Consider the following 26,164-nt stretch of genomic DNA (forward strand, 5'->3'; position numbering starts at 1 on the left):
GGTTTTTTATATGGGCTGGAAAGATGATCTTCAGGATGCAAGTTTTCGTGGGGTTCCATTTGCCTGTGTAAACACATCTGAGAATGGCTCTAAAAGCCTAGCGATAAAGCAAGCCCCTTACTCTAATAAGGCCAGTATTGAGGATATGGGCAATGACCCATTAAAAATCAGTATTGATGCAGTTTTTTCTGGTGAAAATTATAAAACAGAAATGGATGCGCTTTGGGCCGCACTCGTTGTAACTGGATCAGGCGAACTCATTCATCCCATCCACGGTGTGATGCAAGTTAATGTAGTTAACTACAACATCGTTCATGCAAGCGAAGACGTCGATTTTTGTAAATTATCCATCGACTTTATTCAACAAGAAGACAAAGAACGGCCATTATTTATACCTGTTTCTACGCCTGATGAAATTGATCCAGCAGAAATTACTGAAACACCCGCTGCTGCCCTGGACACATTACTTAATCAGTTAGAAATAACCGATCCAAATAATTATTTTACTGTGATCAATAACATCAAGAATGCCGTCACTACAGCCCGTCAGTACCTTGGAATTGTTAAAAGCACGATTGAAAGCGTTTTATCTCCAGCTGAAAGTATTGTTGGGTTAGTTGATGAAGTTACTAAGTTAGCAACCTTTGATACGAATATCTCTGCAATAGCAAAATGGCGTGATTTGTTTAAACGTGTACAGCGTTTTGAAAAACTATTTCAGGATGATGACTTACCTGAGCTAAAACAAACGTGGCGTGCGACTCAGATTGCAAGCACTGTAACTATCACACAGCAAGTGGTCACGACTGTACGTGATGAGATGGCTCAGAATGAACAAACAAGTTTTACACCTGTAGAGCTTGCGATTATTCGTCAGCAAGTACGCCAAAATGTTCAACAAGTGATTAAAACTGAACGCGAGCAATCTGCTACAGATTTGTTATTTGAATCAGTTGCACAAATTCAGGTGTACAAAGATGTTGCTGATTTAGTTCATTTGCAGATTCAAGAACTAATAGAAGTCCGTCCACCCATTACGCTCACGACAATTTCAGTCCCTTGCACGATGCATTCCTTGGCGCACATGCTCTATGGGGATATGGATCGTGCAGATGAAATTCGTCGTTTGAATCCTGATTTATTCAACCCTGCTATTTTGCAGATCGGCACGGAATTAACCATCTATGCAAGATAATTCAGGTAAGGAAATTCGCCTTGTTATTGGCGATATTGAGATCAGTGATTGGGATAATGTGAGCTGTGATAGTCAGATCAATACCCCAGCGGACAGTTGGAGTTTATCTCTGTTTCGTCAGGCTGGTCAGACATTACCAGACAGTATTCAAGGCGCAGTAAAAATTCAGTTGTTCTATGGTGATGAAATCATTTTGACTTCCATCGCAGACACTATCCAAGAAGCTGTTAATCGTGACGGATATGGCTTACAGATTTCAGGTCGTGATTTGGCGGGTCAGTTGATCGACTGTTCAGTACCGATTTTCAGTGGTCGTCAGATCACGCTTGAAGAGTTACTTCAACGATTTGTACGGGCTGGTGATCTTTCTTCAGTCATTCACGATGTACGCATTCAGGATAATAGTTGGCTGAAGAATAAAGTCTCAATAGAGCCAAGCGAATCGCTTTGGGATGCGATTGCAAAAGCTGCTCAAGTTACGGGCCAGCACGTGTGGCTTGAACCTGATGGTTCAATGAGCATTGGTGATCCATTCGCCAATCCATATCAAGTGCAAGAGACCTTACGTTTGATGAAGCCACTTGATAATTCAAATAATGTACTTGATTTGCAATACACCAATGACGTTTCAGGTGTTTTTAGTCAGATCAAAGTGATGAGTCAAGATGCCAATGCGCAATCTATTTTGTCTGAAGCAAAAGCGCAAACTCAGTACAGTTTTAATCGTTTAAAAATTGTGACGCTTGGTGATGTTGAGACGAAAGCTGAAGCAGACGCAGCGCTTACTAAAATTATTAAAGATAACAATCTCGCAGCTTATGGCTTAGTTGCGACAGTTGACGATTGGGTTGTTGACAACAAGGTTTGGCGCGCTGGGTGGTACATCAATTTAGAAACCAATGCGCTCAGTCATGCAACAGCAAAGTGGGCTGTGCTTGGTCGCACACTGAATTTATCTCGTAAGAATGGCAAAACCACAAAACTTGAGCTGAGACGACAAGGCGATTGGGCGCAGCCATTAATTTATAAACAGCCTCAGCAGAAAAAAACCAAAAAAACGGCCAAAACCAAAGGAGTGCAAAAATGATTGGATCAGCGGCTGCACAAATTAAGAAAGCGATAGGTCAATTGAGATTCCCTATGTTTGGGATCATTGCCCGTGGTGGTTCTAAGGTGTTGCAGGTCAAAGGTCTACAAGACGAAACCTTGAATGAAGTTGAACTTATACAACAAGTTGGCTTCAACGCGCATATTCCAGACGAAGCTAAAGTTGTGGTTATTCCCCTTCAGGGGAAAACGGCTAAATCAGTCGTTATTGCCACAACTGGTGGTGCTGTAGTTGTCAATGTTGCTGAAGGTGAAACATGTGTTTATGACCAGTTTGGGCATCAAGTACTGCTGCATAAAACAGGCATAAAAATGGTCGGTGACGTTGAAATTGTCCAGGGCGGTTTAACGGTTGAAAAAGACATTAAATCCTTGGCAGAAATCGCTGACCAAACAGGCTCCATGCAAGAAATGCGTGATGTATACAACATCCATAAGCATGGCAGTAGCCCAACACCATCTATACCAATGGAGTAATCAATGGGAACGATTAATTTAGAAACAAAAGACTATGTTCTCACCAGTCTTGATGCTGCTTTCAATGATGATGTTGTTCAAGTTGTTTGTTTGCGCTTGAATATCCATCGGGGCAAGTATTGGGCTGATCCAAATCTTGGTAGCCGACTCTATACGTTACGTCGATCTAAAGACGTACCTCGTATGATGCAGATAGTTAAACAATATGCTGAAGAAGCACTTTCTGACTTGGTGCCTGCACGATTACAGTCTCTTGTTGTATCAGCGACTCAAACCATCAAAAGCCGTGTTGATCTAAGCATTGAAATTACGCGCCTGACTGGTGAAAAGCAGACCATTCCATATTTTGTTGCGGTAGGTGGCTGATATGGCTTATCCAGTTAAAACATTTGCACAGATTCGGAATCTGATTACTCAAGAAATTCGAAATTTAACAGGTTTGAGCATCTCTGATGATGGTGATGCTGGTATTCGTGCAGACGGTACTGCATCACTTGTTGAAGGTTTATATCACCATCAGGTTTATATACAGAAACAACTGTTTGTCGCGACTGCTGATGAGGCCTTTTTGTATATTCATGCAGATGAGTTAGGTCGTCCACGTTTGGGTGGCACGCAAGCTTCAGGTACAGTTTTAGCGACGTCTAATATTGCTTTAACAATCTCTGCTGGTACTAAGTTGACCGATGGTAAATCTCATTATTGGTCTGTCGTAAGTGATACTGAGTTATTGGCAAATACAGCAACACCTATAGATGCTATCGCTGATCAATTGGGTGCAAGTTGGAATTTTACAGGGACTTTACTGTGGGTCAGCCCAGCTGCTGGATTGAATGGTACCGCAACAGATGTTTCGATTGGTGGTGGCTCTAATGAAGAGGAACTAGAAGATTGGCGTGCCAGATTACTTGAACAAAAGCAGTTAGGCTTATCTCGTGATCGTTCTGAAGACTTGATTGCTGTACTAAAAACCGTTGCAAATGTGTATAGCGTATATCCATACCCCAAACGTCGTGGCTTGGGTTCGCTTGATGTAGCGATCACAGCAGTTGGCGATCCACCGACATTGCCAAGTCAGGCGCTAATAGATGCTGCACAACTAATACTTGATACCTATGCGGGTTTTTGGGCGGATTGTATTGTTTACTCTCCAACTGAGCAGCTTGTGCCAGTGACCGCGATTGTTTATGGCACAGCCGATTTAGATGCTGTCAGAACTGTTATTCGTAATTATTTTGCTGAGATTAATCCAGTCGAGCCATACCAAGCGGCTATTTTGACTTCACGTATTATCGCGGTAGCAGGTGTGACAGATCTTGAGTTATCACCATCATCCAACATTGTGCCAACAGTTGATCCGTTTAATACATATTGGCTGCGTCTTGGTACTTTAACAGTGAGCGCGGCATGATGACTTTAGAAGAAACCACGAAACTATATGAGATGGTGCTTCGTCAATTGCTTCCTACTGGTGGTTATGACAGGTCACCTCATACCAATATTGCAGATGACATTTACGGTCATGCAAAAGCTTTAGCTCAATGTGACCTCGATGCAAAACGTCTTTTAAATGTTCTTGAATCTATTCCTGCTGAGTTACTTGAAGAATATGAAAAAGAATATGGTTTACCACTCAAATGCCAGACCAACGTCGCTCAAACTGTAGAGGAACGTTTGGCAATTGTGAACTGGATTAGAAATACAAAGAACGTTTTAAATACCGAATATTTAAAACAGATTCTTATATTGTTTAATGTGAACTTGATTGAACTGGTGAAGTATAGACCTATGCAATGTACAACAGCATGCAATGCTCCAGTCAATACTGACCGACTGAGATATAAGGTCAAATTAAAACTACAAAATCCTGTTTTGGCAGACATGGACTGCATTATTTATAACTATCTACCTGCGTATATTCGCTATGACATTGAGGTGATCTAATGAAACGAATTGATACTGTAAACGCTCGCCCAGATGTCAATGGCGCTGATAAAACAGGCTTTCATATTAATGATGATGTATCAGGTCAAGAAGCAACTTATCTTGATCCGTCGTGGTGTAACCATGTTCAGGAAGAATTGGCTAATGTCATTGAGGGTTTTGGCCAGGCTTTAAATCCAGAACAAAAGAATCAGGTCTTTACAGTTGTTAAAGGAATCTCTGACCGCACAACACTCTTAGAAGAGTTTGTTGAAAATATCGTTGATTTTGTTTACCCAGTCGGAATTGTTATCGACTTTGGCATTGCTGATTTTAATCCAAACACTAGATATATCGGAACAACATGGGTACGTCATGGTGAAGGTAAGGCATCTGTGGGTTTATCAACACAGGAAGATGATCCAACTTGGACTAAAACCGTTGGTAATACTGCTGGTGAATATGAGCATCAATTGACTATTGGCGAGTTACCAAAGCATAAATTACCTATTCGTCTTGCGCATGAGGATGGAGGTACACAAGATAAAACAGGTTTTCCTGCCACCAATGCATCAGGATTTGCAACGCATAGTGCAGATGCGGAAGATTTTAGCGAAACCAATTCTGCGGGAGACGGTAACCCTCTTGGATCAGTTGGTAATAATGAAGGACACAATAACGTTCAGCCGTCAGTTGTAGATGCCCGATGGAGACGTACAGCGTGAAGATGATCAATGTTGGATATGTTGAAAGATGCAAAATTCTGAAAACATTTTACGACTGGTGAAATCTTAATTTATTTTATTTATCTCAAAATTTCGGCTGATTTATCTCGTCGCGCATCAGTTGGTACTGCAAAATCTTTTTCTAAGTTCATTACTTATTTAAAAATCGAAACTTCTCCAAACGATGGTAATAAACAATTTAGCGATCCAATTATCACTTTAGAAGTGAAATATAAAGATAATATTGGGAATATGGCATCATTTACAGAGGAAACAGGGTTTTATATTGCAGGCGGTGAGACTCAAAATCTGAGAAGTACTTTTACTTTGGTTATTGATAAAAATCATACACAAAAAATCACATATAAAAATAATCACATATCATCCATTGAGCCTTTTAAAAATGGGCTTCCTCATGGTGATCAGCTAGGCTACCTTGTTGGTATGGACGATAAAATTAATTTAATTCAAGCTGAAATGCCAAGTTCACATCCAAAGTTAGTTACAATCAACAGTACTAACTACATCGAAACACACTTGTGTATGCATGAAGGAGTCGGAGTTGATCAATTCCCATGTGTTGCTAAAAATTAAATTCAAATAGTTATTTGGGTGTGCGGAATCAAAAAAATGAATACACTATTTCCGCCTCACATAATAAACCACACCGCCCTTATCATCTGAAAAATAAAAAGAATTTTCATCAACTCGGTAAATATCTGCGGGTCGCCCATTTACCGTTTTATCCACTAAAAAACCATCCATAAAGGTCTGTAATTTTTGCCCTTTACGCATAATCACAATTTTATAACCATGACCAATCGTGGCATCCGTAGAACCATGCAGAGCCACTAAAAATGAATTTTTAATGGTGTCATCCGTATTTGGATCATCAAAATAGTCAAAGCCTAGAGCAGATGAATGTGATGGGAAATAAACATAAGGAGACGGTACATTTTTACATCCTGTTGAACGTTTAAATTTTGGATCTGCAAAAATTTGACCATTCGACGAATAACAAGATGGCCAACCATAATCGACATCACGCTTAAGTGCATAAAAAGTTTCATCAGGTTTATGTTTACCTAGATGATCTGCACCTTGATTGGTAGCAAATAAAAATTTACCTATCCATCTCAAACCCACTGCATTGCGTAAACCTGTGGCAAAAACCTTTTGTTCCGAACCATCGGGATTCATTTCTAAAACAGTTGCTCTAACTTTTTCTTTCTCGACACAAGCATTACAACTCGAACCCACGGAAACATAAATTTTTCCGTTCCCACCTACGGCAATAGTTCGTGTTAGATGCCAGCCCCCATATTTATAACTTAAACCATAATCAGGAAACGTCGCTAGAACTTCAGCTTTGGCCGTGGATTTTATTTCATCTTGGGTAAATTTTCGTCGGGTGAGCTGATGCGTTTCAGCCAAATACACCCAATCTTATCCTGAAGAATCGGTATAAAATTGGACTGAATTTGGATTTTTTAACCCCGTCATATAAGGAATAATTTTGCCGAATTTCCCCGTTTCAGCATTCCATTCATCCAAAATATAAACAATGCCTTTTTTATTGTCGGTCAAATCGTGCATATCCGTTACAAACATTCTACCGTCAGGTGCTTTGCTAAAAAAACGAACGCGTTTTAAACCTTCAGCCGCAGGAATGATTTCGTAATTTGCGGGGAGATTTAGAGAAAAGTGCTTCCCATTTTTCAAGTTGATTTGATGAGGCACAAGATTGGGCTGCCCTGCTAAAACTGCCATTGAGCAACATAAACATAGAAATAAGATTGACAGTATTTTCTTCATATTGTGATACGTCTCAATTCATCTTATGAAAAGTAAGCTTCTTTTTATATGATATAACTTGAATGATGAGCATAGCGTCAAATGCTTTTTCTAGAAAATCGTATAGGCTATTCATATACAAACTATTATTTTATATTATCTTTTAGCCCAACCACTGCAAACGTCTTTACAGTGGATTAAGGCCTTCATTGTCGTTATATGGCTATACAAAAGTATTGCTTTAGAACTCTATAACAAGCATCGGTACTTGGATAAAAAGCTCATCCAAGAACTTAAACCATTTTTAGAGCCTTATTTAACAATTCACTTATTTTCAATGAACATTAAATATCAAAAATCATGAAACAATTTATTCATGTCTTTGCAGAGATAGTCTTTAAATGAAAAATCTCGTGCATGTTTAGCATCAAATTTTGCGGTCACACCATCTTTTTCAAAGATATACACGCGGTCATCTTTGCTCACTAAAAACTCACCACCCAATTTCATCAATAAGGCATCAATTTTTTCGCCATCTGGAATCGACTCATCGGCCAAAACTTTTAAATAATTTCGCTTAATTGACTTAATAAACATGCTGAACTCGCTTCTCATTTTCAGCGCTATTTAAACAGAATCTAAGCCAGAATCCTAATAAAACACGAAGCTCATCAGCTACAACTACCAATAACACGTTTCGGTCCTTTCCACCGTACATCACGAGGTTTGTATTGGAAAAATATATTTGGATCAAAATAATCAACGGAAATTTGTAAGACCAAAACACAATTCAGATATTTACATTCACACAATTCAACTTATGATGTGAAATGACTAAAAACAAATACGCACATAGATGGACTTATGTGTACGAAAAAGGTTTATAAAACATGAAGAAACTCGTACTTGCAAGCTTAATTGCACTCACTAGCCAGCTTGCACTTGCAGCCACCACTCAAGATACCATCAACCCTGAATTTGCCAAGATTGAGGAAATGGTCAAAGCCAACAATATGACGGGGGCATATCAGTCTTTAGAAAAACTGGCAAAGTCTGGCAACCCACAAGCCATGTACAACTTGGCTTATTTGACTCAGACTGGCCAAGGCACAGCGAAGAATGAGAAAAAAGCCATTCAGCTCTATCAAGAGGCTGCAAACAAAGGCTACCCTGTTGCGCATTATGTGCTTGCGAAAAACTATGTCACTGGCACTTTAGGCTTGCCACAAGACCTCAACAAAGCCAAACAACACTTTGAAGCTGCCTCTAAACTAGGCTTTGATGATGCAACTGTTGAATATGCCGTGCTGTTATTTTCTGAAAATAAACCAGAGTCTGAAAAGTTAGCCCTGAAGAAACTTGATCCTTTGGTGAAAAAAGGCAACTATCAAGCCATTCATGCACAAGCCTTGTACGACATCAGCACAGGCTTTAAAAACAAACAAGAAGCGCCGATTCAAAAAGGTCTCAACAGCATTCAAGACTTAGCCAAAAAAGGTTACATTCCTGCCCTAATGGCCGTGGGCAATATGTTTGCCAATGGCAATATCATTCCGCAGAACTTACCAGAGGCGAAGAAAATTTTTACTGCTCTAGCCAAAGAAAATGTGCCACAAGCGAAAGAGTCATTAGCGCAGGTTGAAACCATGATGGCGAATCAAGCCAAGTCCCCTGCAACAGCAGCGGTTAAAAAATAAATATTTTCTTCAAAAATACTCTCCAAGGAGAGTATTTTTTTACCACCAAAGACCAATCAAGACACTGACCACCACAAAACTCAATAACGTGCTGATCATCAATGGGGTGAGTGCTTTTTCATTCAAACCATACACTTGCCCAAAAATACCAAATAGAGATGGCATCGGTAAGGCTGCAATCAAGGTCCCTGCATAAATCATCTTTTGGTCCAATGCAGTCAAATAGGTCAGTCCTAAATAAACCAATATTGGCATACAAATATTTTTAGACACCACCAGATAAACCGTTTGCAGGTTAAAAGACTGAATAGTGAGACCGACCATTCCACCACCAATAATAAACAAGGCTAAAGGCGAGGCAGTCTGACCTAACATTGCAAACACTTGGTCTATTAAATGCGGAATTTTAATTTCAAACATCGCACAGCTCATGCCAATCATCACCGACAAGAACAATGGGTTTTTAAATAACGTAAGAAATGTAGTCTTTAAAATGGAAGCAACATTGGCTTGCCTTTGTCGGCCTATTTCAGCCAAAGTGAGCATCAATGGAACCAAAAATACACTTTCAATGATCACCACCAATGAAATATAAATCATCGCTTCACTCCCCATCAGCAACGTCAAAATAGCGGCTCCCAATAAGCCTGTATTGGACATAGATGCACCCAGTGAGAAGACTGAAGCGTGGGTAAAGTGATTATTAAAAAGCTTTTGACCGAGAATAAAAGCCGAAATGAATAAACCAAAAGTCACAACTGCATAAACAAAGAAATAGGACGGATACCAAATTTCATGCAGGTCCTTTGTTGCCAAGGCGTGCAGCAATAAAGCAGGTAATGCAATTTTAATAACAAAGGCACTGATTGCTATAATTTGTTCTTTAGCAAGCAATTGAATTTTGACTGAAATAAAGCCAAGAAATAGCAAAAAAAAGACTGGAAAAATTACCGAGAAAATCATTCAAGTTATTCCTTTTCCAGATGATGTAAGTAAAGACCTATCCTAGAACACATCTTTACTCAGTTGAAATATTTAAAAAGACTTATGGGCTTAGAACGCAGAAAATAAATCTTTGACTCCATGTGGCTGACACCGTAAATACTGTGGTGCGATAGAGACTTTTCCACCTAGTTCTGCGGCGGCATGCCACGGCCATCGTGGGTCATACAGCATAGCCCGCGCCAGACCAATTGCATCAGCTTCTTGCGCTTCCAAAATATGTTCAGCCTGCTTGGCTTCTGTAATCAGTCCGACCGCAATCACAGGAATTTGCACTGCTTGCTTCACCGCATGAGCAAAAGGTACTTGATATTTGGCCTTGATCTGAATGTTTTGTTCCACATGCAAGCCACCACTTGAGACATGAATATAAGCTGCACCGAGTTGCTCCAATGCCTTGGATAGACCTACCGTTGAATCAATATCCCAACTTTCTGTTGCGGTCGACTCCATCCAGTCAGTTGCAGATAAACGCACGCCCACGGGATAGTTTTCAGGAACGGCTTGTTTAATGGCTTGGAACACTTCTAAGGTAAATCGAATGCGGCTTTCAAAGCTTCCACCATATTCATCCGTCCGTCGGTTTGACAGGGGCGACATGAATTGATGCAGCAAATAGCCATGGGCTGCATGTAGTTCGATCAGCTCAAAACCTGCATCTACTGCACGCACAGCGGCACTGGCAAAGTCATCTATGATGTCTTGCATTTCTGTCACACTCAAAGCATGTGGAGCATGCTCTTCGGGCTTAAAAGGCACATCACTAGCAGACACCGTTTGCCAACCATGCGTCTGATTCGGTTTGATCTGACCTTTTCCCGACCAAGGACGGTCGGTCGATGCTTTACGCCCTGCATGTGCCAGTTGAATAGCAAAAGGCATTGGGGAGAGTGTTTTGACTTTTTGAAGTAAGGCCTTCATTTGCGCACGTTGCAAATCATTCCACAGTCCTAAGTCTGCAAAACTAATCCGGCCTATCGCTTGTACGGCTGTCGCTTCGACAATGCATAAGCCTGCACCAGACAACGCATAATTGGCCCATTGTTGCTCATGCCAATAGCTGAGTTCACCAGCATCATTGGCAGAGTATTGGCACATGGGCGCAATCACAATTTTATTTGTTAATTTTAAATCCCCAAATTGAATGGGTTGAAATAATAATGACATCACAGCTCTCCCTGTACTCACTATGATCTATAACAAATAAAGTGCCTTGCATTCAACGCTAAAAGTGCAAATCTGCTGTCAAACCTTTGCACTTTTATGGCTATCCATTTAGAAAATAATGCAGCTTACAAATCCCAAGACCAAGGCATTATCCACCACGTCGCAACAAAACGAACGATGAATCCCTCCCAGCCTGCCAACTTTTCTAAATCAAATTGTGTGCCTAGCCAAAACTGAGAAGTCGTTGTCAGACTTCTACCAGTGTTACGTCCACCATCCGCTAAATAATTGGTATCTGTTAACGCATTCGCTTCAAACTTGATCCCTTTTTGCGCCAATTCAGTTCGTTTTCCCTGCCAGTCACCGAATAAGTACTAGCCATGAGCATCCAAAACTTGTTCAGCATGACTCATTGTTGCTAAAACAGACATTGCCGTTGCACATAAAGAAAGCGTGAACTGTCGCATGAAATCCTAAGCCCTGATTTAAAATGAATATAGATCCACCTCATTTAGATGAAAAATTTAATGAAAATTACATAATTTTAAAAGAAAGATCTCAGCATTTTTTTATTTTTTATTCAGAATAAGTTATCAATACAGTCAACAATTATAAATATAAGATTTGATTTAAATGGTTCAAAGATTGTCCCTATAAAAATTGCTCTCTACTCCTACCTAAGTACTCATTCTGCTTTTCATTTTGTTCTAAATGCTTAGAAAAATAAGACAGATGCCAAAACTACTTGCAATATTGCGTGTACACCGCAATATTAAGCTCACGTTTTATCATCTTACGTTGCCATGCCTGAATTACCTGAAGTTGAAACTACCAAAGCCAGTTTATTACCGTTGTTAGATCAGCAAGTACTCAGCGTTGAAGTTCGTCAATCCAGTCTACGTTGGCCAATTCCCGCAGATCTCAACAAACTGGTCGGACAGCGCTTAGTTCAATTAAGTCGGCGATCCAAATACATTTTGGCAAGCTTTGAACAGGACACCATGCTTTGGCATTTGGGCATGTCGGGTAGTTTTCGGATTTGTGAAATTGGCGAACCTCTAAGAAAACATGATCATTTAATTATTCGTTTTGAAGATGTCGAGCTACGCTACCATGACCCGCGCCGTTTTGGATGTATCTTATGGTTAGATGAAAACTCACAAGCCAAGTTAATTGATACACTTGGACCTGAACCACTGAACACAGATTTTAATACTGAATATTTGAGTCAAAAGCTGAAAAATAAGCAGGTCGGCATAAAAGTTGCAATCATGGATAATCATGTAGTGGTTGGTGTTGGAAATATCTATGCCACAGAAAGTTTGTTTAATTTGGGCATACACCCTGCGCAAGTGGCATCGAGTTTAACGCATAGCCAAATTGAACAATTGGTGATCGAAATTAAACGCATTTTGCAGCAGGCCATTAACTTGGGAGGCTCGACCTTAAGAGACTATTCAAACGCCATGGGAGAAAATGGCTATTTCCAACAAACCTTGTTGGCTTATGGCCGAGCAGGTGAAATGTGTGTGAACTGCGAAACCACGCTGGAAAACATCAAACTCGGACAACGCGCTTCGGTGTTTTGCCCAGAATGCCAACCGCTGAAAAAAGTGCAATCCAAGCCCAAAGCAACGGCTATAGTTCGAGGAAAAACCAAATGAAAACTGCCATTGTTCGTCATATTTTGGTCAAAGACAAAGACCTCGCTGAACAACTGAAAAAGAAAATCCACGATGGCGCCGATTTCGCTAAAATTGCCAAACAATATTCCACCTGTAACTCGGCTAAGCGTGGTGGTGAGCTCGGCGAAGTGAAAAAAGGTCAGTTGGTTCCAGTGATTGATAAATTGGTCTTTACTGCAGCAGAAAAAGTACTTCATGGCCCAGTGAAAAGCCAATTTGGTTTTCATTTATTAGAAATAAAATTCCGTATGGATTTTTAAAATATAGCGAGATATGGTGTGTTTAAGTCCAAACACACCATAAGCATGGTCTTGATTAAGCTTCCTTCATCTCATAAGTCCACGCATCAACAGGTTCACCAGACGCTAACACCCCCTGCACCTTTACCCGTTGATACTGTATTCCTTCAAACTCATCCAATGCATCCCAATGTTCAGCCAACTTTTCGCTACAGAAAAAATAGCCCTCAACAGCAGGTGCCTTAGAATCAAGCACAATCGCAAATAAACCTTTATCAGGTCCCCAATCCAAAATATGGACCACGCCATGCACATAGCCTTTTTGCCATATACCACCAATGCGCTCTAAAAGGTGAGCATTTTCATGATTTGGACGTAAGGTCCCATAGACAAATAATTGATTCATGCAGCATCACAATACGGGTTCAAACTGCGCGCATCATAAAATTAAATCTGTACAAAAACCAGTCTTTTCATCAAGCATAAAGAAAAAAACGGCACATGATGTGCCGTTTTATTTTTGTTATCTTCGTCTTTTCATTATTGACGTTTTTTTAATTCATCACGAATCTCACGTAGCAATTCGATATCTTCTGGTGTTGCCGCTGGTTCTGGCGCAGCTTCTTCTTGTTTACGGCGCATACGATTGATCATTTTCACCATTAAGAACACTACCCATGCCAAAATGATGAAATTAATTAAAATCGTAAGGAAGTTACCATAGGTCAGGACATTTACACCTGCTTTGGTTAACTCATCTAAAGACTGTAAATTGTTTGGGTTATCGCCTAAAACAAAGAACTTTTGTGTGAAATCCACACCACCACCGGTGATCACAGTAATCAATGGCATGATGATATCTTTCACTAATGAATCAACAATTTTACCAAATGCCCCACCAATAATCACACCGACAGCCAAGTCGATCATATTACCTTTTACCGCAAATTCGCGGAACTCTTGCATAATACTCATTTAAATCTCCAGTTTTTTTTGACTTTAATTTATGTGACGAAGTATACATTAATTTTATAGCTTCATTTCCACGTAATTTACTCGGAAATCATCTGTTTTTATACATAGGTTTGCTAATTTTAAACAAAAAAAATGCCATCAAGTGATTGATGACATTTTTAAATGGCGCTGCCCCGCATGGGGCAACACCATTTTTAAAACTTATTTACCAGAACGGTTACGTTTACGTTCGTTTTCAGTCAAGTAACGCTTACGGATACGAATAGACTTAGGAGTTACTTCAACTAATTCATCATCTTCAATGAATTCAAGCGCTTGTTCAAGTGTATATTCAACAGCTGGAACAAGAGTCAACGCATCATCAGTACCAGAAGCACGTACGTTTGTTAACTGTTTTGCTTTAGTTGGGTTAACTGTCATGTCATCTGAACGAGAGTTAATACCAATGATCATACCTTCGTAAACTTCTAACTGAGGTTTAGCAAATAGACGACCACGGTCTTGCAATGTGAACAATGCATAGCCAAGGCAAGTACCTTGAACCATAGAAATCAACACACCGTTTTGACGTTTCGCAACAGTACCTTGTTTCATTGGACCGTAGTGCGAGAAGCTTGAAGTCATGATTCCTGTACCAGAAGTCATGGTCAAGAATTCTGAACGGAAACCGATCAAGCCACGTGAAGGAACAGTTGCCTCAATACGGATACGGCCTTTACCGTCAACTTCCATATTGGTCATTTCGCCTTTACGGTGACCCATTTGTTCCATTACAGAACCTTGGTGCTGTTCTTCAACGTCAAATGTTACGTTTTCGTATGGCTCTTGCTTTTCGCCATCAACTTCTTTCAAGATTACTTGTGGACGAGATACGCCCATCTCGAAGCCTTCACGACGCATGTTTTCAATCAGAACTGAAAGGTGAAGTTCACCACGACCAGAAACTTTGAAACGGTCTGGACTGTCAGTGTCTTCAACACGTAACGCTACGTTATGAATTAATTCGCGGTCTAAGCGCTCACGGATGTTACGTGAGGTTACGAATTTACCTTCTTTACCAGCAAACGGAGAGTTGTTTACTTGGAAAGTCATCGTTACTGTAGGCTCATCTACAGACAATGGCGGTAAAGCTTCAACATTTTTCGGATCACAGATTGTGTCAGAGATATGAAGTTCATCAATACCTGTGATACATACGATATCGCCTGCTTGAGCAGAATCAACATCAACACGTTCTAAACCGTGGTAACCCATGATTTTTAAGATACGACCGTTACGAGTCTTACCTTCTTTGTCAATTACAGTAACTTGAGTGTTCAGACCAACTGAACCACGTTGAATACGACCAACACCGATAACACCTACGAAGCTGTTATAGTCAAGTGAAGAAATCTGCATTTGGAATGGACCATCAACATCAACTGCTGGTGGTTCAACAATGTCTACGATGGTTTGGAACAATGGAGTCATATCTTCAGCAAGTTCTTCTGGAGATGGACCAGCAACACCACGAAGACCTGAAGCGTAAACAACTGGGAAGTCTAACTGTTCGTCAGAACCACCAAGGTTATCAAACAAATCAAATACTTGGTCAATTACCCAATCAGGACGCGCGCTTGGCTTGTCGACTTTGTTGATAATTACGATTGGCTTCAAACCACGTGCGAACGCTTTTTGCGTTACGAAACGAGTTTGTGGCATTGGACCTTCTTGAGAGTCAACAAGAAGAAGTACACAGTCAACCATAGACATTACGCGTTCAACTTCACCACCGAAGTCCGCGTGTCCTGGGGTGTCGACGATGTTAATACGGTATTCTGTATTGGTACGTGCATCTAACCATTTGATTGCAGTGTTTTTTGCAAGAATAGTAATACCACGTTCACTTTCAATCGCGCCTGAATCCATGACACGCTCAATCTCACCTGCACGATCGCCAAGTGCACCTGATTGCTGTAAAAGTTTGTCTACTAGAGTGGTTTTACCGTGGTCAACGTGCGCAATGATGGCAATGTTGCGGAGAGTTTTAATATCTGACATGTAAATTCGATACGCCTAAAGTTTGAGGGCAAATTATACAGAAAAATAATAGAATTTAGTAGTGACAGTTTATTGACAGACTCGTTTTTTTTGATAAGTGGTGTGCAATTAATTTTGTAAAGCCGTGTAAAGCGATTAGAATGGCGCCACATTGCTAATATCTTTTGACTTATGTCTGATCAGAATCTCCCCCCTAATCAGCCAGATCAGCTTGATTTGGTCTATGGTTTAAATGACCGCCCTCGTCCACTTATTGCTTTTCTTGCTGCTTTTCAGCACCTCCTTGCCATTATCGTCCCAATCGTTACTCCAGGTTTGCTGATTTGTTTAGCGCTTGGTGTGTCGAAAGAAGATACCAACATGATTTTATCCATGTCATTGGTCATCTCAGGTGTTGCAACCTTCTTACAATGTAAAAAAGTTGGACCTTTGGGCGCAGGCTTACTGATTGTTCAAGGGACCAGTTTTAACTTTATCGGTCCAATTATTGGAATTGGCTCTGCCATGGTTGCTGCAGGTACTCCTGTAGAATCCGTCATGGCTGCCATTTTTGGTGTAGTAATCGCAGGTTCATTTATTGAAATGGGCGTGTCACGCATCCTACCTTGGGTGAAAATGCTCATTACCCCATTGGTAACAGGCATTGTGGTGTTATTGATAGGTTTGACCCTCATCAAAGAAGGTCTCATCAGCATGGGTGGTGGCTATCAAGCCATGTCAAACAACACTTTTGCCAATGCAGACAATCTCATCATGTCGTGTACAGTGCTGGCATTGATCATCATCTTGAACCGTATTCGTATTACTTGGGTGAAAAGCTCGGCTATTTTAATCGCACTGATTGTCGGTTATATATTGGCTGGCTTTATGGGTCATCTTGACTTTTCGGGTGTTCAGGACGCCCCCCTAGTTCAAGTTCCAACCCCCATGCACTTTGGTTTAGACTTCTCTTGGAGCTTGTTTATTCCAATGGCCTTTATTTACCTTGTAACCTCTTTAGAGGCGATTGGCGATATTACAGCGACCTCTAAACTCTCCAACCAACCTGTCGATGGTTCAACATGGATGGAGCGTATTAAAGGTGGTGTCTTGGTGAATGGTGCAAATTCTTTGCTTGCAGGTATTTTCAATACCTTCCCTAGCTCGGTCTTTGCACAAAACAATGGCGTGATTCAACTTACTGGGGTGGCGAGTCGTTATGTCGGCATCTGGATTGCTGCGCTATTGGTGATTCTAGGTTTACTGCCTGCGGTTGCAGGTGTGATTCAGGCAGTGCCTCAAGCTGTTCTAGGTGGTGCTGTGATGGTGATGTTCGGTGCTGTTGCTGCATCAGGGATTAATATTCTTTCGGGTGTTCACCTTGACCGCCGAGCACTACTGATCATTGCCATTTCGCTGGCGCTCGGTTTAGGTGTTGCACAAGTTCCACAAATTTTGGAACATTTGCCAGAATTATTCCGTAACATCTTTAGTTCAGGTGTTGCGACAGGCGGTATTGCAGCATTGTTATTAAACATTATTCTTCCTGAGCCGAAGAAATAAGTTTTCATTTCAGTATGCACGTAGCCCAGCACTGTCTGGGCATCGTTTTTACTATGGAGTATATAAAATGGATCCACGAAGTGAAGTTGTTCTTCGCCAGCAGGAATTTCTCTCTGGTTCAGTCTTACTGGTCAATGCACCGTGTGACGAATTAAATACGCAACTAACTGGGGTTGTAGAGCCACATTTTTGGACATGGAATTTTAACGAATTACAATATTTCCAAAACCAACAAAGTGATGTGCATTTTGGTACAGATTTACCAGATGTCGCTTTTGATCAAGCCATTGTATTTGTTCCAAAATCAAAAGAGCTTCTCAATTACGTCTTGCACCAACTGGTCAGTCGTTTGGCCGTAGGCGCATCAATCTTTTTAGTCGGTGAAAAGAAAGGCGGTGTAGAACGTGCTTCAAAACAGCTACAACCATTTGGTAAAACACTCAAATTAGACAGTGCCCGACATTGCCAAATGTGGCAATTGATCACCGAAAAAACCGTAACCGCAAAACCTTTGGTCGATTGGGCACAGCACTACACAGTGCTCACCCCAAAAGGTGAATTACAGATTTGCGCATTGCCGGGGGTGTTTAGTCAAAGCCGTCTAGACGTAGGAACAGCCGTGTTATTGCCTCACCTTTCCCACGTCACCTCTGGCAAAATTGCAGACTTTGGCTGTGGTGCTGGTGTGATTAGTGCTTATTTAGCCAAGTTAAATCCGAAAAATCGTATCTTTGCACTGGATGTCGATGCCTTTGCACTGGCTTCAACAAAAATGACTTTTGAAAAAAATAATCTTTTACCAGAACAACTTGAGATCAAAGCAGTTCGCGGAATTGAGGATGCGCCACTATTTTTACACGCAATCGTCAGTAATCCCCCATTCCATCAGGGCATTCATACAGATTACAATGCCAGCGAAAATTTATGCAAAACATCCCGCCGCCATCTCAAATCAGATGGTGAGTTGTGGATTGTTGCCAATCGCTTTCTGAATTATCCATTACTCATTGAGCAAAGTTTTGGCCAATGTACAACCAAAGCCGATCAACAAGGCTTTAAAGTGCTGTTTGCTAGCACACAAAAGAAATCTTAAGGAACAATGATGAGCGAAACGACTCAACCAGCTCAACTCAAGCGAAAGCTTGGAGCTCGCCATCTGAATATGATCGCCATTGGTGGTTCAATTGGCACAGGTTTATTCCTTGCCTCAGGTGCAACCATTGCAAATGCTGGTCCAGGCGGGGCGTTATTGGCCTACTGCTTAATTGGTGTGATGATTTACTTTCTCATGACCAGTCTTGGTGAGTTGGCAACACACAACCCAACATCGGGTGCATTTTTCACCTATGGTACCAAGTATGTTGAAGGTGGTTTTGGTTTCGCCCTCGGCTGGAACTATTGGTATAACTGGGCGATTACGGTGGCATTTGAATTGGTTGCCGTCCAATTCATTATGAAATTCTGGTTCCCCGACCTACCTGGTTTTTACTGGAGTGCCTTATTTCTAGCTGTTGTCTTTGGGATCAACGCACTCACCGTCAAAGGCTTTGGTGAAAGTGAATTTTTCTTTTCTTTAGTCAAAGTCCTTGCCATTATCGTGTTCATCATTATTGGTATTTTCATGATTGTTAAAATTATGATGACACCAGGTGTATCTACATTTGCAAACTGGACCAAAGGTGAAGCCCCATTTGTTGGTGGTTTATCTGCACTAATTGGTGTGGCGATGATTGCGGGGTTCTCGTTTCAAGGTACCGAGATGGTTGGCGTTGCTGCAGGTGAATCAAAAGATCCGCAGAAAACCATTCCAATCGCCATCAAACAGATTTTTTGGCGTATTCTTCTGTTTTATGTCGTGTGTATTTTCATTATTGGCACCCTGATTTCTTATGATGATCCCTTGCTCCTTCAAGCCGCTTCATCTGAGAATATTACACTCTCTCCCTTTACTCTACTCTATAAAAAAGCAGGTTTTGCCTTTGCAGCCAGTGTAATGAATGCTGTAATTTTAACAGCCATTCTTTCAGCCGGTAACTCAGGAATGTATTCGTCAACACGTATGTTGTTCGACATGGCCCAAAATGGTAGCGCACCAAAAGCATTTTCAAAATTGGATCGTCGTGGCGTACCTATGAATGCCCTTTATGCGACCACAGCAATTGCCGCACTTTGCTTCTTAACTACCTTTATTGGTGAAAAGCAGGTATTTAACTGGCTGCTCAATATGTCAGGTATGTGTGGTTTTATCGTCTGGTTAGGGATTGCTGTTTCACACTATCGTTTCCGTAAAGGTTATGTTGCGCAAGGACATAAAATTGAAGATCTAGCCTATCGTGCCAAATTCTTCCCTTTTGCTCCATGGTTTGCCTTTATTCTGTGTACCATTGTTGTTTTAGGTCAAAACTACCAAGCAGTACTTGATGGCGAATGGCTCTCTGTTTTATCGACCTATATTGGTATTTTCTTGTTCTTGATCATTTGGTTAGGCTATAAGTGGAAATACAAAACCAAACTGGTTTCTTATCAAGAGATGGATGTCAGTCCAATGAACCCCGATCGCGATTAAAATCCTTTCATAATAAAAGACAGTCTTCGGGCTGTTTTTTATTATCATCATTTATTGTTTAACTCAAACCATAACACATCAATTAATAATTTAATTTTCAATAAGATAGTTCAATTATTAAAGTCACATAAAACCGATAGCTATAATTCGAATCTAGCCTAAAATTAGTTAATATTCTGCAACTAGTATCCGTTCACTTGTGAGATGAACAATTGACATACTTACGCAGTAAAAAGAACGTACTTGGTTTAGCTCCAAATTCGCACCGCCACAACTCAAGAAGACAGCTTGTTGAGCACTGATCGCGATCTATTTTTTAGACAGAAAATAAAGTAGTTTCAAGTGGCTCCAAGTTGGAAATATTATTTCGTTGGCAAACACATCCTTGTAAAGTTAAATAACTAGAATTATCCATTTACTCTAAAGGTAAAGCTATTATCAATGTCATGAAGCAGGAATAAATGTAAATACCCTTATCATTCCTCTTAGCCCCATCCCTATAATTAGAAACTTCTAACAGTATCATCCTATAACGAAACTAACCATGACGACCCTAAGTCTTAACGGCTCTTGCATTAAGTAATGGGTTTATTGTTATCAACATGACTTAACATAAATTTCATTATTTTTAGGCATAAAAAAACGACTCCGAAGAGTCGTTTTTTTATTAGTTAAAACTCAAATTATTGAGCTTGAACTGTACGGCTGCCAGAAATTGTCGCGAATACACGACGGTTCATAGCACGGCCTTCTTTAGTATTGTTGTCAGCAATCGGTTGGTCCCAAGCGAAACCTTGAGTAGACAAACGAGCTGGGTCAACGTTGTATTCGTTTACTAGAGACGATTTAACAGAGTTAGCACGAGCTAAAGATAAACGTTCGTTCAATGCACGTGGACCAGTGTTGTCTGTGTGACCTTCGATGCGAGCAGTAGCGTTTGGATATTCAACTAACTTCTCAGCAACTTTAGCGATTTCTGGTTTGTATTGGTCTTTGATGTTTGATTTGTTTGTATCAAAGAACACACGAAGTTCCATGTTAAGGTCTTCAGTTAACTCTTGTGGTTCAACTGGAGCAACAGGCTCAACTGGAGCAACTTCTACTACAGGAGCAGCAGGCTTCAAGTGACCACCAAGAACTACGTTAAGACCAGCAAGTGCTGTGTAGTTCCAGAAATCTTCATCAATGTTGTAAGTAGCACGAGCTTCAGTACGTAGAGATAAAGCGTCGTTTAAGCGCCAGAAAGCACCAAGACCAGCATTACCTAAAGTACCTTCTTCGTCTTTAGCAATACCATCGATGTCATATTTATAGTGACCAGCACCTAAAAGTACATACGGCTTAATTTTGCTGTCGTAGTTTTTAGTAATCAAATCAGAAGTAGCATAGAAGTTACCATTGATTTGAGTTTGCTTGTATTCAGCGCCAGCAGCTAAACCGTCTACATCACCTTTAACTTGGTTGTATTCAGCTTCGAAACCTAACCATGGAGTCAATTCAACGCCTAGAGCAGCACCAACGAATAAATCGTCTTGAAGTTCAGGACCTGAAGTTAAGTGGTCAACTCCGTTGTTGTGCTGACTGTCTTGGAAAGTGTAACCAAGCATTAATGGAGTAACAGTTACGCCCGCGTTTGCAGCAGCTAAAGGAGCAGCTACGAGCATTGCTAATGCAATACGACTCATTTTCATGGATTTATCCTCCAGAGATAACAATTGTTTTTCAAGCTAAGCTTAAAATTATTTAACCATTCTGAGATAGGTTTTTTTATACCCCAGTTTTATTTTTAAGCTATTCGCAATGAATCATACAAACACTTTATTTTTTTTCCAAGTGCTTGATAACTTTAATCAAGTAAATTATTGACAAAATTACTTACAATTTCCGTTGTAATTCGGTAATTTTTTACTCAATTTTTAGTTGCGAATCGCTTATTTTCACTTGTCATACATTTTAACAGCTTTTTGAACAAGTTGAGTACTACTAATTATGTATAAAATTTGTTTGATAAACAAAGCTTTAATAAATAAAAAATAATCTTAAAATAAAAAATACGGATAAATACATGTTTTATATCAATAAAAAAGGGATAACTTTGTTTGAACTTGTGATTACCATCACTATTCTTGCCATCATTTGCACACTCGCCCTGCCATATTTTCATCAACACATGGCCTCTCAAGAGCGAAGCAAGACGCTGAATATATTAAGAAATAGTATTCAGGCTGCCAAGAATATAGCCAACTTACAACATCAAAATATCACCATTTGTCCAAGTCAAGACCTCGTTCAATGCCAGAATCATCAATGGAACACAGGCTTTATTGTATTTATCGATAATAATAAAAACCGACGAGTAGATCCCACTGAAACCATTATTCGAACAGAACAGCAACAGCTCAAATATGGCAATCTTGATTGGCGAGGCACCCTCAATCTTCCGTCCTTAAGCTTTAAAGCTGAAAATGGTCTCCCTCTCGGCTCAAATGGAACTTTTTATTATTGCTCTTTGCAAAGCTCAGATCATTTTAAACTAGTCATGAGCAAAATGGGACAGCTCCGAGCCGAACCACTCAATACCTGTAACTAGACCCATGAGTCCATAATCACGTTTTCAGCTTTTCACTCTAAAAAATTTGCATATACTGCTTAAGTTTCCAACAAAACAGATAAGTGATTTCGGAGAAGAAAATGACAGACATCGTGATTGTAAATGGTGCACGTACCGCAATGGGTGGTTTTCAAGGCAGTTTAGCAAGCGTAACTGCGCCTGAACTCGGTGCTGTGACCATCAAAGAAGCGATTGCTCGAGCAGGCTTACAAGCAAACGATGTAGAAGAAGTCATTATGGGCTGTGTTCTACCTGCCGGTTTAAAGCAAGGTCCAGCACGCCAAGCTATGCGCCAAGCTGGTTTACCTGATTCAACAGGTGCCGTAACCATTAATAAGCTCTGTGGTTCTGGTATGAAAGCAGTTATGCAAGCGGCGGACATGATCAAAGCTGGTTCTGCAAATATTGTTGTTGCAGGTGGCATGGAGTCGATGACAAATGCACCTTATATTTTAACCAAAGCGCGTGCGGGCTACCGTATGGGACATGGCGATGTCAAAGACCACATGTTCCTTGATGGTTTAGAAGATGCTGAAACAGGCCGTTTGATGGGTTCTTTTGCACAAGATATGGCCAATACTCGTGGCTATACGCGTGAGCAAATGGATGCCTTCGCGATTCGCTCTTTAGAACGCGCACAAACAGCGGTCAACGAAGGTTACTTTGCCGATGAAATTGTGCCTGTGACTGTAGCAACCCGTAAAGGGGATGTTGTCATTGATAAAGATGAACAACCGTTCAATGCCAACATTGCAAAAATTCCAAGCCTTCGCCCTGCTTTTGCTAAAGACGGCACCATCACTGCGGCAAATGCAAGTTCAATCTCGGATGGTGCATCAGCATTGGTTTTAACTTCAGCAGAGAATGCATCGAACAAAGGTTTAGCCCCATTAGCTAAAATTGTGGCTTATGCTTCGAATTCACAACATCCATCAGAGTTTACCATTGCACCCGTCGGTGCAATTGAAAAAGTACTGAAAAAAACGGGGTGGGATGCACAAGAGATCGACCTTTGGGAAATCAATGAAGCTTTTGCAATGGTGACCATGTGTCCAATAGATGACTTCAAGCTTGATCCTGCAAAAGTGAACATCAATGGTGGAGCTTGCGCACTGGGTCATCCTGTCGGTTCAACAGGCTCACGTATTATCCTCACTTTAATTCATGCACTTAAACGCACAGGTGGTCAAAAAGGGATTGCAGCACTATGCATCGGCGGCGGTGAAGCGACTGCTGTCGCGATTGAATTACTTTAAGATGCAAGCAACCTTCTTTTATTGACATATTTTATACAATAAAAGATTGAATGATTAGCTGATATAAAAGCGATATTTATGAGAATCCCTCGACTTCGGGGGATTTTCTATTACAAGATTGTATTATGGTCGATCTCAACGACTTGTTAAAATAACGACGAAAAAAACAACAAGGATAAGACAATGCAACTGAATCACTACCTCAACTTTGACGGTCAAACCGAAGCCGCTTTTAATTTTTACAAATCTGTCTTTGGTGGAGAGTTTGCAACCTTCATGCGTTATGGAGATTTACCTTCAGATGAAAGTTCAGTCACCCTTTCCCAAGCTGAGCAACAAAAAATCATGCATGTTTCATTACCGATTAACGAAACAACAGTGCTTATGGCATCCGACACGAATGATCAGTTTTGTGCCCAAAGCAATACTGTATTTACAGTAGGTAATAACCATTATATTTCGATCAATTTGGAAGCCCATGAGCAAGCCGATGCAAAACGTTTATTTGATGCACTTTCAATCAATGGAAAAATAGAGATGCCTCTAGAGAAAACCTTTTGGGGTGCACTCTATGGCGCATTTACTGATCAGTTTGGAATTAAATGGATGGTGAATTGCCAACTAGATGGATAATTGCATATTTGTAATAATGCAATCTCAAATTGATATTGCATTATTATTTCTCTATTTATATGTTTTCTAATATTTTACGAACTCCAATATCTTCAAAAATCTCAGGGTATTGTTTCATAAAAGTTGGTAAATGTTGTTTCACTTCATTTTTCTGAAGTACAGTCCATCTCGGTGGATAGGTTTCATAACTAAGAAATTGTAGACGACACCGTAAATGATAGTAAAAGCTCTGCTGATCTTTCTCAGTTTCTATAAATTTTTGCTGCGTAACAAACCAATAAAGCTGATCCCATAAACTATAACCTTGCGTTAAGTCTAATTTTTGCTGAAATGACAAACTTCCTTCGACTAAGCATAAATACTGTTTTAATTCATCTAAAGTAGGCTGGGTATCACAATATCCTTTTGCTTTAATAAATTGAGATAGTGACACTATTTGTTGAGTAGAATGAAAATATTCTAAATATTGATTTAGTTTGATATTTTTTTGTTTCAATGCAAATAAGACCAATGCATTTGCAACTTTTTGAGATTCCATTTTTTCAATAATATGAAAAAAATGAGGTAAATCACCTTTCCATAGAATCCATTGAAAAGCTCTAATTTTCAGCTGTTGTCGGTTTAAACTATCAATAGAATATTGAGTAAAATATTCTTTAAAATTAAATTGACATTGCCTTAAAGCAAAATATGCATAATCCATTATAGATAAATAATGACTGTGCCAAAGCTTAATTAAATCATCCGTTGTTAAAACACCTCTATGATACAAGACATCAAATAAACGATACTGCACATCTCGAAATTTTGAAGTTTGGAGTTCAATCATAAGTTCATGATTTGATTGAGTTTGAATAATAAAATCAAGCCAAAATTTACGGACTATTTGGTCTTTCGCAACTTTGCATAATTCAATCAAGTAATCATGTTCAACCCATTGGTATTTTTTGATATAAACCAACAAAATACGAGGAAGTTCTCCTTGTAATGAAATCAAGGTGTCTTGCAAATAACTTTTATTATTAGCAACCTCTTTCAATAATAATTCTTCAACTTCAGTAACAACGCGTATTCGCTTTTGTATCGCCGCAATATCTAAAAAATAATCAACACAGAGCCGACTAAATTCAGGCCTTTGACTCCACCGTTGCAAGTGTGCAGCTGCCAACTTTTGGTTAATTGGAACATAGTCACTTAACCGAAATAATAAAGCTGGAAAAAGTGCAGTCTCATAACAGTCTCGCAGTTGTTCTAATGTACTCTGACGTATATACCCATCATAACTTCTAAGCTGCCAAAGCAATTCATCTAAAGAACTTTCTTCAAGATTTTCATTTTTTATTTTTGGCATAATTACATAAGAAGATTGTTCTTCTAAACATTCAACGGACTGCTTTTCAAATACATTAGATGCATTTATATGTTGCTCAGACAAACCAAAGAGCTTTTTTAAAAAGTTTAACATTTTATTTTTTAATGAAAGAATTTTATTTTTATAACAAATTATGAAATAGCTGTCATTCACTGTCG

25 protein-coding genes and 2 pseudogenes are annotated in these 26,164 nt (G+C 40.0%); 17 read left to right on the plus strand and 10 right to left on the minus strand.

Annotated features, from left to right (window positions below):
- Window positions 1-10: 10 nt before the first annotated feature.
- The 8 genes from B9T36_RS07165 to B9T36_RS07200 all read left to right on the plus strand — a co-directional run bounded on the left by B9T36_RS07165 (window position 11) and on the right by B9T36_RS07200 (window position 6,021).
- Complete coding sequence (locus B9T36_RS07165; RefSeq protein ID WP_086208814.1) at window positions 11-1,195, plus strand: DNA circularization N-terminal domain-containing protein; 1,185 nt, start codon at window positions 11-13, stop codon at window positions 1,193-1,195.
- Window positions 1,185-2,282, plus strand: a complete 1,098-nt coding sequence (locus B9T36_RS07170) for a phage baseplate assembly protein (RefSeq protein WP_086208815.1) — start codon at window positions 1,185-1,187, stop codon at window positions 2,280-2,282. The genes B9T36_RS07165 and B9T36_RS07170 overlap by 11 nt, the downstream gene beginning before the upstream one ends.
- A complete protein-coding gene (locus B9T36_RS07175) occupies window positions 2,279-2,779 on the plus strand; it encodes a phage baseplate assembly protein domain-containing protein (RefSeq protein WP_086208816.1) in 501 nt (166 codons plus the stop codon). The genes B9T36_RS07170 and B9T36_RS07175 overlap by 4 nt, the downstream gene beginning before the upstream one ends.
- Window positions 2,780-2,782: 3 nt before the next feature.
- Entirely contained in the window at window positions 2,783-3,145 is a 363-nt protein-coding gene (locus tag B9T36_RS07180; protein WP_086208817.1) for a phage GP46 family protein, read from the plus strand.
- 1 nt (window position 3,146) lies between these two features.
- Window positions 3,147-4,190: a baseplate J/gp47 family protein gene (locus B9T36_RS07185; RefSeq protein WP_086208818.1), complete on the plus strand. Its 1,044-nt coding sequence runs from the start codon at window positions 3,147-3,149 to the stop codon at window positions 4,188-4,190.
- The gene (locus B9T36_RS07190; RefSeq protein ID WP_086208908.1) at window positions 4,190-4,723 is read left to right on the plus strand and encodes a DUF2313 domain-containing protein; all 534 of its coding nucleotides are present in this window, start codon (window positions 4,190-4,192) and stop codon (window positions 4,721-4,723) included. Before B9T36_RS07185 ends, B9T36_RS07190 begins: the two co-directional genes overlap by 1 nt.
- Window positions 4,723-5,427: a phage baseplate protein gene (locus tag B9T36_RS07195; protein ID WP_086208819.1), complete on the plus strand. Its 705-nt coding sequence runs from the start codon at window positions 4,723-4,725 to the stop codon at window positions 5,425-5,427. Before B9T36_RS07190 ends, B9T36_RS07195 begins: the two co-directional genes overlap by 1 nt.
- Window positions 5,428-5,652: 225 nt before the next feature.
- Window positions 5,653-6,021, plus strand: a complete 369-nt coding sequence (locus B9T36_RS07200; RefSeq protein ID WP_139841351.1) for a hypothetical protein — start codon at window positions 5,653-5,655, stop codon at window positions 6,019-6,021.
- 45 nt (window positions 6,022-6,066) lie between these two features.
- On the opposite strand, the pseudogene B9T36_RS07205 reads toward B9T36_RS07200, so the two are convergent.
- Window positions 6,067-7,242: pseudogene (locus tag B9T36_RS07205) on the minus strand (PQQ-dependent sugar dehydrogenase).
- Window positions 7,243-7,572: 330 nt separating this feature from the next.
- On the minus strand, window positions 7,573-7,818 hold the full coding sequence (locus B9T36_RS07210; RefSeq protein ID WP_004695190.1) for a hypothetical protein: 246 nt from the start codon (window positions 7,816-7,818) through the stop codon (window positions 7,573-7,575).
- A gap of 293 nt (window positions 7,819-8,111) precedes the next feature.
- Here B9T36_RS07210 and B9T36_RS07215 point away from each other — a divergent pair, with 293 nt between their 5' ends.
- Entirely contained in the window at window positions 8,112-8,918 is an 807-nt protein-coding gene (locus B9T36_RS07215) for a tetratricopeptide repeat protein (RefSeq protein WP_086208821.1), read from the plus strand.
- A gap of 39 nt (window positions 8,919-8,957) precedes the next feature.
- Here the strand turns inward: B9T36_RS07215 and B9T36_RS07220 are convergent, their stop codons facing one another.
- From B9T36_RS07220 to B9T36_RS07230, 3 genes and pseudogenes are all read right to left on the minus strand, one after another.
- Window positions 8,958-9,881: an AEC family transporter gene (locus tag B9T36_RS07220; protein WP_086208822.1), complete on the minus strand. Its 924-nt coding sequence runs from the start codon at window positions 9,879-9,881 to the stop codon at window positions 8,958-8,960.
- Between the two features lie 90 nt (window positions 9,882-9,971).
- The gene (locus B9T36_RS07225) at window positions 9,972-11,087 is read right to left on the minus strand and encodes an NADH:flavin oxidoreductase/NADH oxidase (protein ID WP_086208823.1); all 1,116 of its coding nucleotides are present in this window, start codon (window positions 11,085-11,087) and stop codon (window positions 9,972-9,974) included.
- A 158-nt stretch (window positions 11,088-11,245) separates the two neighbouring features.
- Window positions 11,246-11,554 (minus strand): annotated as a pseudogene (locus B9T36_RS07230) (carbohydrate porin); the annotation flags it as partial.
- A gap of 336 nt (window positions 11,555-11,890) precedes the next feature.
- Between B9T36_RS07230 and mutM the strand changes: the two are divergent.
- Both mutM and B9T36_RS07240 read left to right on the plus strand, forming a co-directional pair.
- Entirely contained in the window at window positions 11,891-12,751 is an 861-nt protein-coding gene (gene mutM / locus B9T36_RS07235) for a bifunctional DNA-formamidopyrimidine glycosylase/DNA-(apurinic or apyrimidinic site) lyase (protein ID WP_086208824.1), read from the plus strand.
- Window positions 12,748-13,032: a peptidylprolyl isomerase gene (locus B9T36_RS07240; RefSeq protein ID WP_086208825.1), complete on the plus strand. Its 285-nt coding sequence runs from the start codon at window positions 12,748-12,750 to the stop codon at window positions 13,030-13,032. Before mutM ends, B9T36_RS07240 begins: the two co-directional genes overlap by 4 nt.
- Before the next feature lie 55 nt (window positions 13,033-13,087).
- On the opposite strand, the gene B9T36_RS07245 is transcribed toward B9T36_RS07240, so the two are convergent.
- From B9T36_RS07245 to typA, 3 genes are all read right to left on the minus strand, one after another.
- Window positions 13,088-13,417 (minus strand): gamma-glutamylcyclotransferase family protein, encoded by a 330-nt coding sequence (locus tag B9T36_RS07245; RefSeq protein WP_086208826.1) that lies wholly within the window; start codon window positions 13,415-13,417, stop codon window positions 13,088-13,090.
- 134 nt (window positions 13,418-13,551) lie between these two features.
- Entirely contained in the window at window positions 13,552-13,986 is a 435-nt protein-coding gene (mscL, locus tag B9T36_RS07250; protein ID WP_086208827.1) for a large conductance mechanosensitive channel protein MscL, read from the minus strand.
- A 201-nt stretch (window positions 13,987-14,187) separates the two neighbouring features.
- Window positions 14,188-16,026 carry a translational GTPase TypA gene (gene typA / locus B9T36_RS07255; RefSeq protein ID WP_004695169.1) on the minus strand — a complete coding sequence of 613 codons (1,839 nt, stop codon included), beginning with the start codon at window positions 16,024-16,026 and terminating at the stop codon, window positions 14,188-14,190.
- A 171-nt stretch (window positions 16,027-16,197) separates the two neighbouring features.
- Between typA and B9T36_RS07260 the strand changes: the two genes are divergently transcribed.
- The 3 genes from B9T36_RS07260 to B9T36_RS07270 all read left to right on the plus strand — a co-directional run bounded on the left by B9T36_RS07260 (window position 16,198) and on the right by B9T36_RS07270 (window position 20,134).
- Window positions 16,198-17,568: a uracil-xanthine permease family protein gene (locus tag B9T36_RS07260; RefSeq protein ID WP_086208828.1), complete on the plus strand. Its 1,371-nt coding sequence runs from the start codon at window positions 16,198-16,200 to the stop codon at window positions 17,566-17,568.
- Between the two features lie 67 nt (window positions 17,569-17,635).
- Entirely contained in the window at window positions 17,636-18,661 is a 1,026-nt protein-coding gene (locus B9T36_RS07265) for a class I SAM-dependent methyltransferase (RefSeq protein ID WP_086208829.1), read from the plus strand.
- A 9-nt stretch (window positions 18,662-18,670) separates the two neighbouring features.
- On the plus strand, window positions 18,671-20,134 hold the full coding sequence (locus tag B9T36_RS07270; RefSeq protein WP_086208830.1) for an amino acid permease: 1,464 nt from the start codon (window positions 18,671-18,673) through the stop codon (window positions 20,132-20,134).
- 683 nt (window positions 20,135-20,817) lie between these two features.
- Here the strand turns inward: B9T36_RS07270 and omp38 are convergent.
- Complete coding sequence (gene omp38 / locus B9T36_RS07275) at window positions 20,818-21,825, minus strand: outer membrane protein Omp38 (protein WP_086208831.1); 1,008 nt, start codon at window positions 21,823-21,825, stop codon at window positions 20,818-20,820.
- Window positions 21,826-22,199: 374 nt separating this feature from the next.
- On the opposite strand from omp38, the gene B9T36_RS07280 reads away from it, so the two are divergent.
- From B9T36_RS07280 to B9T36_RS07290, 3 genes are all read left to right on the plus strand, one after another.
- Window positions 22,200-22,724 carry a GspH/FimT family pseudopilin gene (locus B9T36_RS07280; RefSeq protein ID WP_086208832.1) on the plus strand — a complete coding sequence of 175 codons (525 nt, stop codon included), beginning with the start codon at window positions 22,200-22,202 and terminating at the stop codon, window positions 22,722-22,724.
- Window positions 22,725-22,825: 101 nt separating this feature from the next.
- Window positions 22,826-24,001, plus strand: coding sequence for a thiolase family protein (locus B9T36_RS07285; RefSeq protein ID WP_086208833.1), 1,176 nt, complete (start codon window positions 22,826-22,828; stop codon window positions 23,999-24,001).
- A gap of 183 nt (window positions 24,002-24,184) precedes the next feature.
- On the plus strand, window positions 24,185-24,634 hold the full coding sequence (locus B9T36_RS07290; protein ID WP_086208834.1) for a VOC family protein: 450 nt from the start codon (window positions 24,185-24,187) through the stop codon (window positions 24,632-24,634).
- A gap of 55 nt (window positions 24,635-24,689) precedes the next feature.
- Here the strand turns inward: B9T36_RS07290 and B9T36_RS07295 are convergent, their stop codons facing one another.
- Complete coding sequence (locus B9T36_RS07295) at window positions 24,690-26,159, minus strand: hypothetical protein (RefSeq protein WP_228146981.1); 1,470 nt, start codon at window positions 26,157-26,159, stop codon at window positions 24,690-24,692.
- Window positions 26,160-26,164 lie beyond the last annotated feature (5 nt).

The organism is Acinetobacter sp. ANC 4204 (assembly GCF_002135205.1).
In the GTDB taxonomy this organism is placed as follows: domain Bacteria; phylum Pseudomonadota; class Gammaproteobacteria; order Pseudomonadales; family Moraxellaceae; genus Acinetobacter.

Excerpts from the sequence above, each read along its gene's own strand:
- B9T36_RS07215 (WP_086208821.1), top strand. The coding sequence starts at position 8,112 with ATGAAGAAACTCGTACTTGCAAGCTTAATTGCACTCACTAGCCAGCTT.
- B9T36_RS07210 (WP_004695190.1), bottom strand. The coding sequence starts at position 7,818 with ATGTTTATTAAGTCAATTAAGCGAAATTATTTAAAAGTTTTGGCCGAT.
- B9T36_RS07180 (WP_086208817.1), top strand. The coding sequence starts at position 2,783 with ATGGGAACGATTAATTTAGAAACAAAAGACTATGTTCTCACCAGTCTT.
- B9T36_RS07265 (WP_086208829.1), top strand. The coding sequence starts at position 17,636 with ATGGATCCACGAAGTGAAGTTGTTCTTCGCCAGCAGGAATTTCTCTCT.
- B9T36_RS07285 (WP_086208833.1), top strand. The coding sequence starts at position 22,826 with ATGACAGACATCGTGATTGTAAATGGTGCACGTACCGCAATGGGTGGT.
- mscL (WP_086208827.1), bottom strand. The coding sequence starts at position 13,986 with ATGAGTATTATGCAAGAGTTCCGCGAATTTGCGGTAAAAGGTAATATG.
- B9T36_RS07190 (WP_086208908.1), top strand. The coding sequence starts at position 4,190 with ATGACTTTAGAAGAAACCACGAAACTATATGAGATGGTGCTTCGTCAA.
- B9T36_RS07225 (WP_086208823.1), bottom strand. The coding sequence starts at position 11,087 with ATGTCATTATTATTTCAACCCATTCAATTTGGGGATTTAAAATTAACA.
- B9T36_RS07280 (WP_086208832.1), top strand. The coding sequence starts at position 22,200 with ATGTTTTATATCAATAAAAAAGGGATAACTTTGTTTGAACTTGTGATT.
- B9T36_RS07195 (WP_086208819.1), top strand. The coding sequence starts at position 4,723 with ATGAAACGAATTGATACTGTAAACGCTCGCCCAGATGTCAATGGCGCT.
- typA (WP_004695169.1), bottom strand. The coding sequence starts at position 16,026 with ATGTCAGATATTAAAACTCTCCGCAACATTGCCATCATTGCGCACGTT.
- B9T36_RS07260 (WP_086208828.1), top strand. The coding sequence starts at position 16,198 with ATGTCTGATCAGAATCTCCCCCCTAATCAGCCAGATCAGCTTGATTTG.
- B9T36_RS07175 (WP_086208816.1), top strand. The coding sequence starts at position 2,279 with ATGATTGGATCAGCGGCTGCACAAATTAAGAAAGCGATAGGTCAATTG.
- B9T36_RS07165 (WP_086208814.1), top strand. The coding sequence starts at position 11 with ATGGGCTGGAAAGATGATCTTCAGGATGCAAGTTTTCGTGGGGTTCCA.
- mutM (WP_086208824.1), top strand. The coding sequence starts at position 11,891 with ATGCCTGAATTACCTGAAGTTGAAACTACCAAAGCCAGTTTATTACCG.
- B9T36_RS07245 (WP_086208826.1), bottom strand. The coding sequence starts at position 13,417 with ATGAATCAATTATTTGTCTATGGGACCTTACGTCCAAATCATGAAAAT.
- B9T36_RS07270 (WP_086208830.1), top strand. The coding sequence starts at position 18,671 with ATGAGCGAAACGACTCAACCAGCTCAACTCAAGCGAAAGCTTGGAGCT.
- B9T36_RS07170 (WP_086208815.1), top strand. The coding sequence starts at position 1,185 with ATGCAAGATAATTCAGGTAAGGAAATTCGCCTTGTTATTGGCGATATT.
- B9T36_RS07185 (WP_086208818.1), top strand. The coding sequence starts at position 3,147 with ATGGCTTATCCAGTTAAAACATTTGCACAGATTCGGAATCTGATTACT.
- B9T36_RS07290 (WP_086208834.1), top strand. The coding sequence starts at position 24,185 with ATGCAACTGAATCACTACCTCAACTTTGACGGTCAAACCGAAGCCGCT.
- B9T36_RS07220 (WP_086208822.1), bottom strand. The coding sequence starts at position 9,881 with ATGATTTTCTCGGTAATTTTTCCAGTCTTTTTTTTGCTATTTCTTGGC.
- B9T36_RS07240 (WP_086208825.1), top strand. The coding sequence starts at position 12,748 with ATGAAAACTGCCATTGTTCGTCATATTTTGGTCAAAGACAAAGACCTC.
- omp38 (WP_086208831.1), bottom strand. The coding sequence starts at position 21,825 with ATGAAAATGAGTCGTATTGCATTAGCAATGCTCGTAGCTGCTCCTTTA.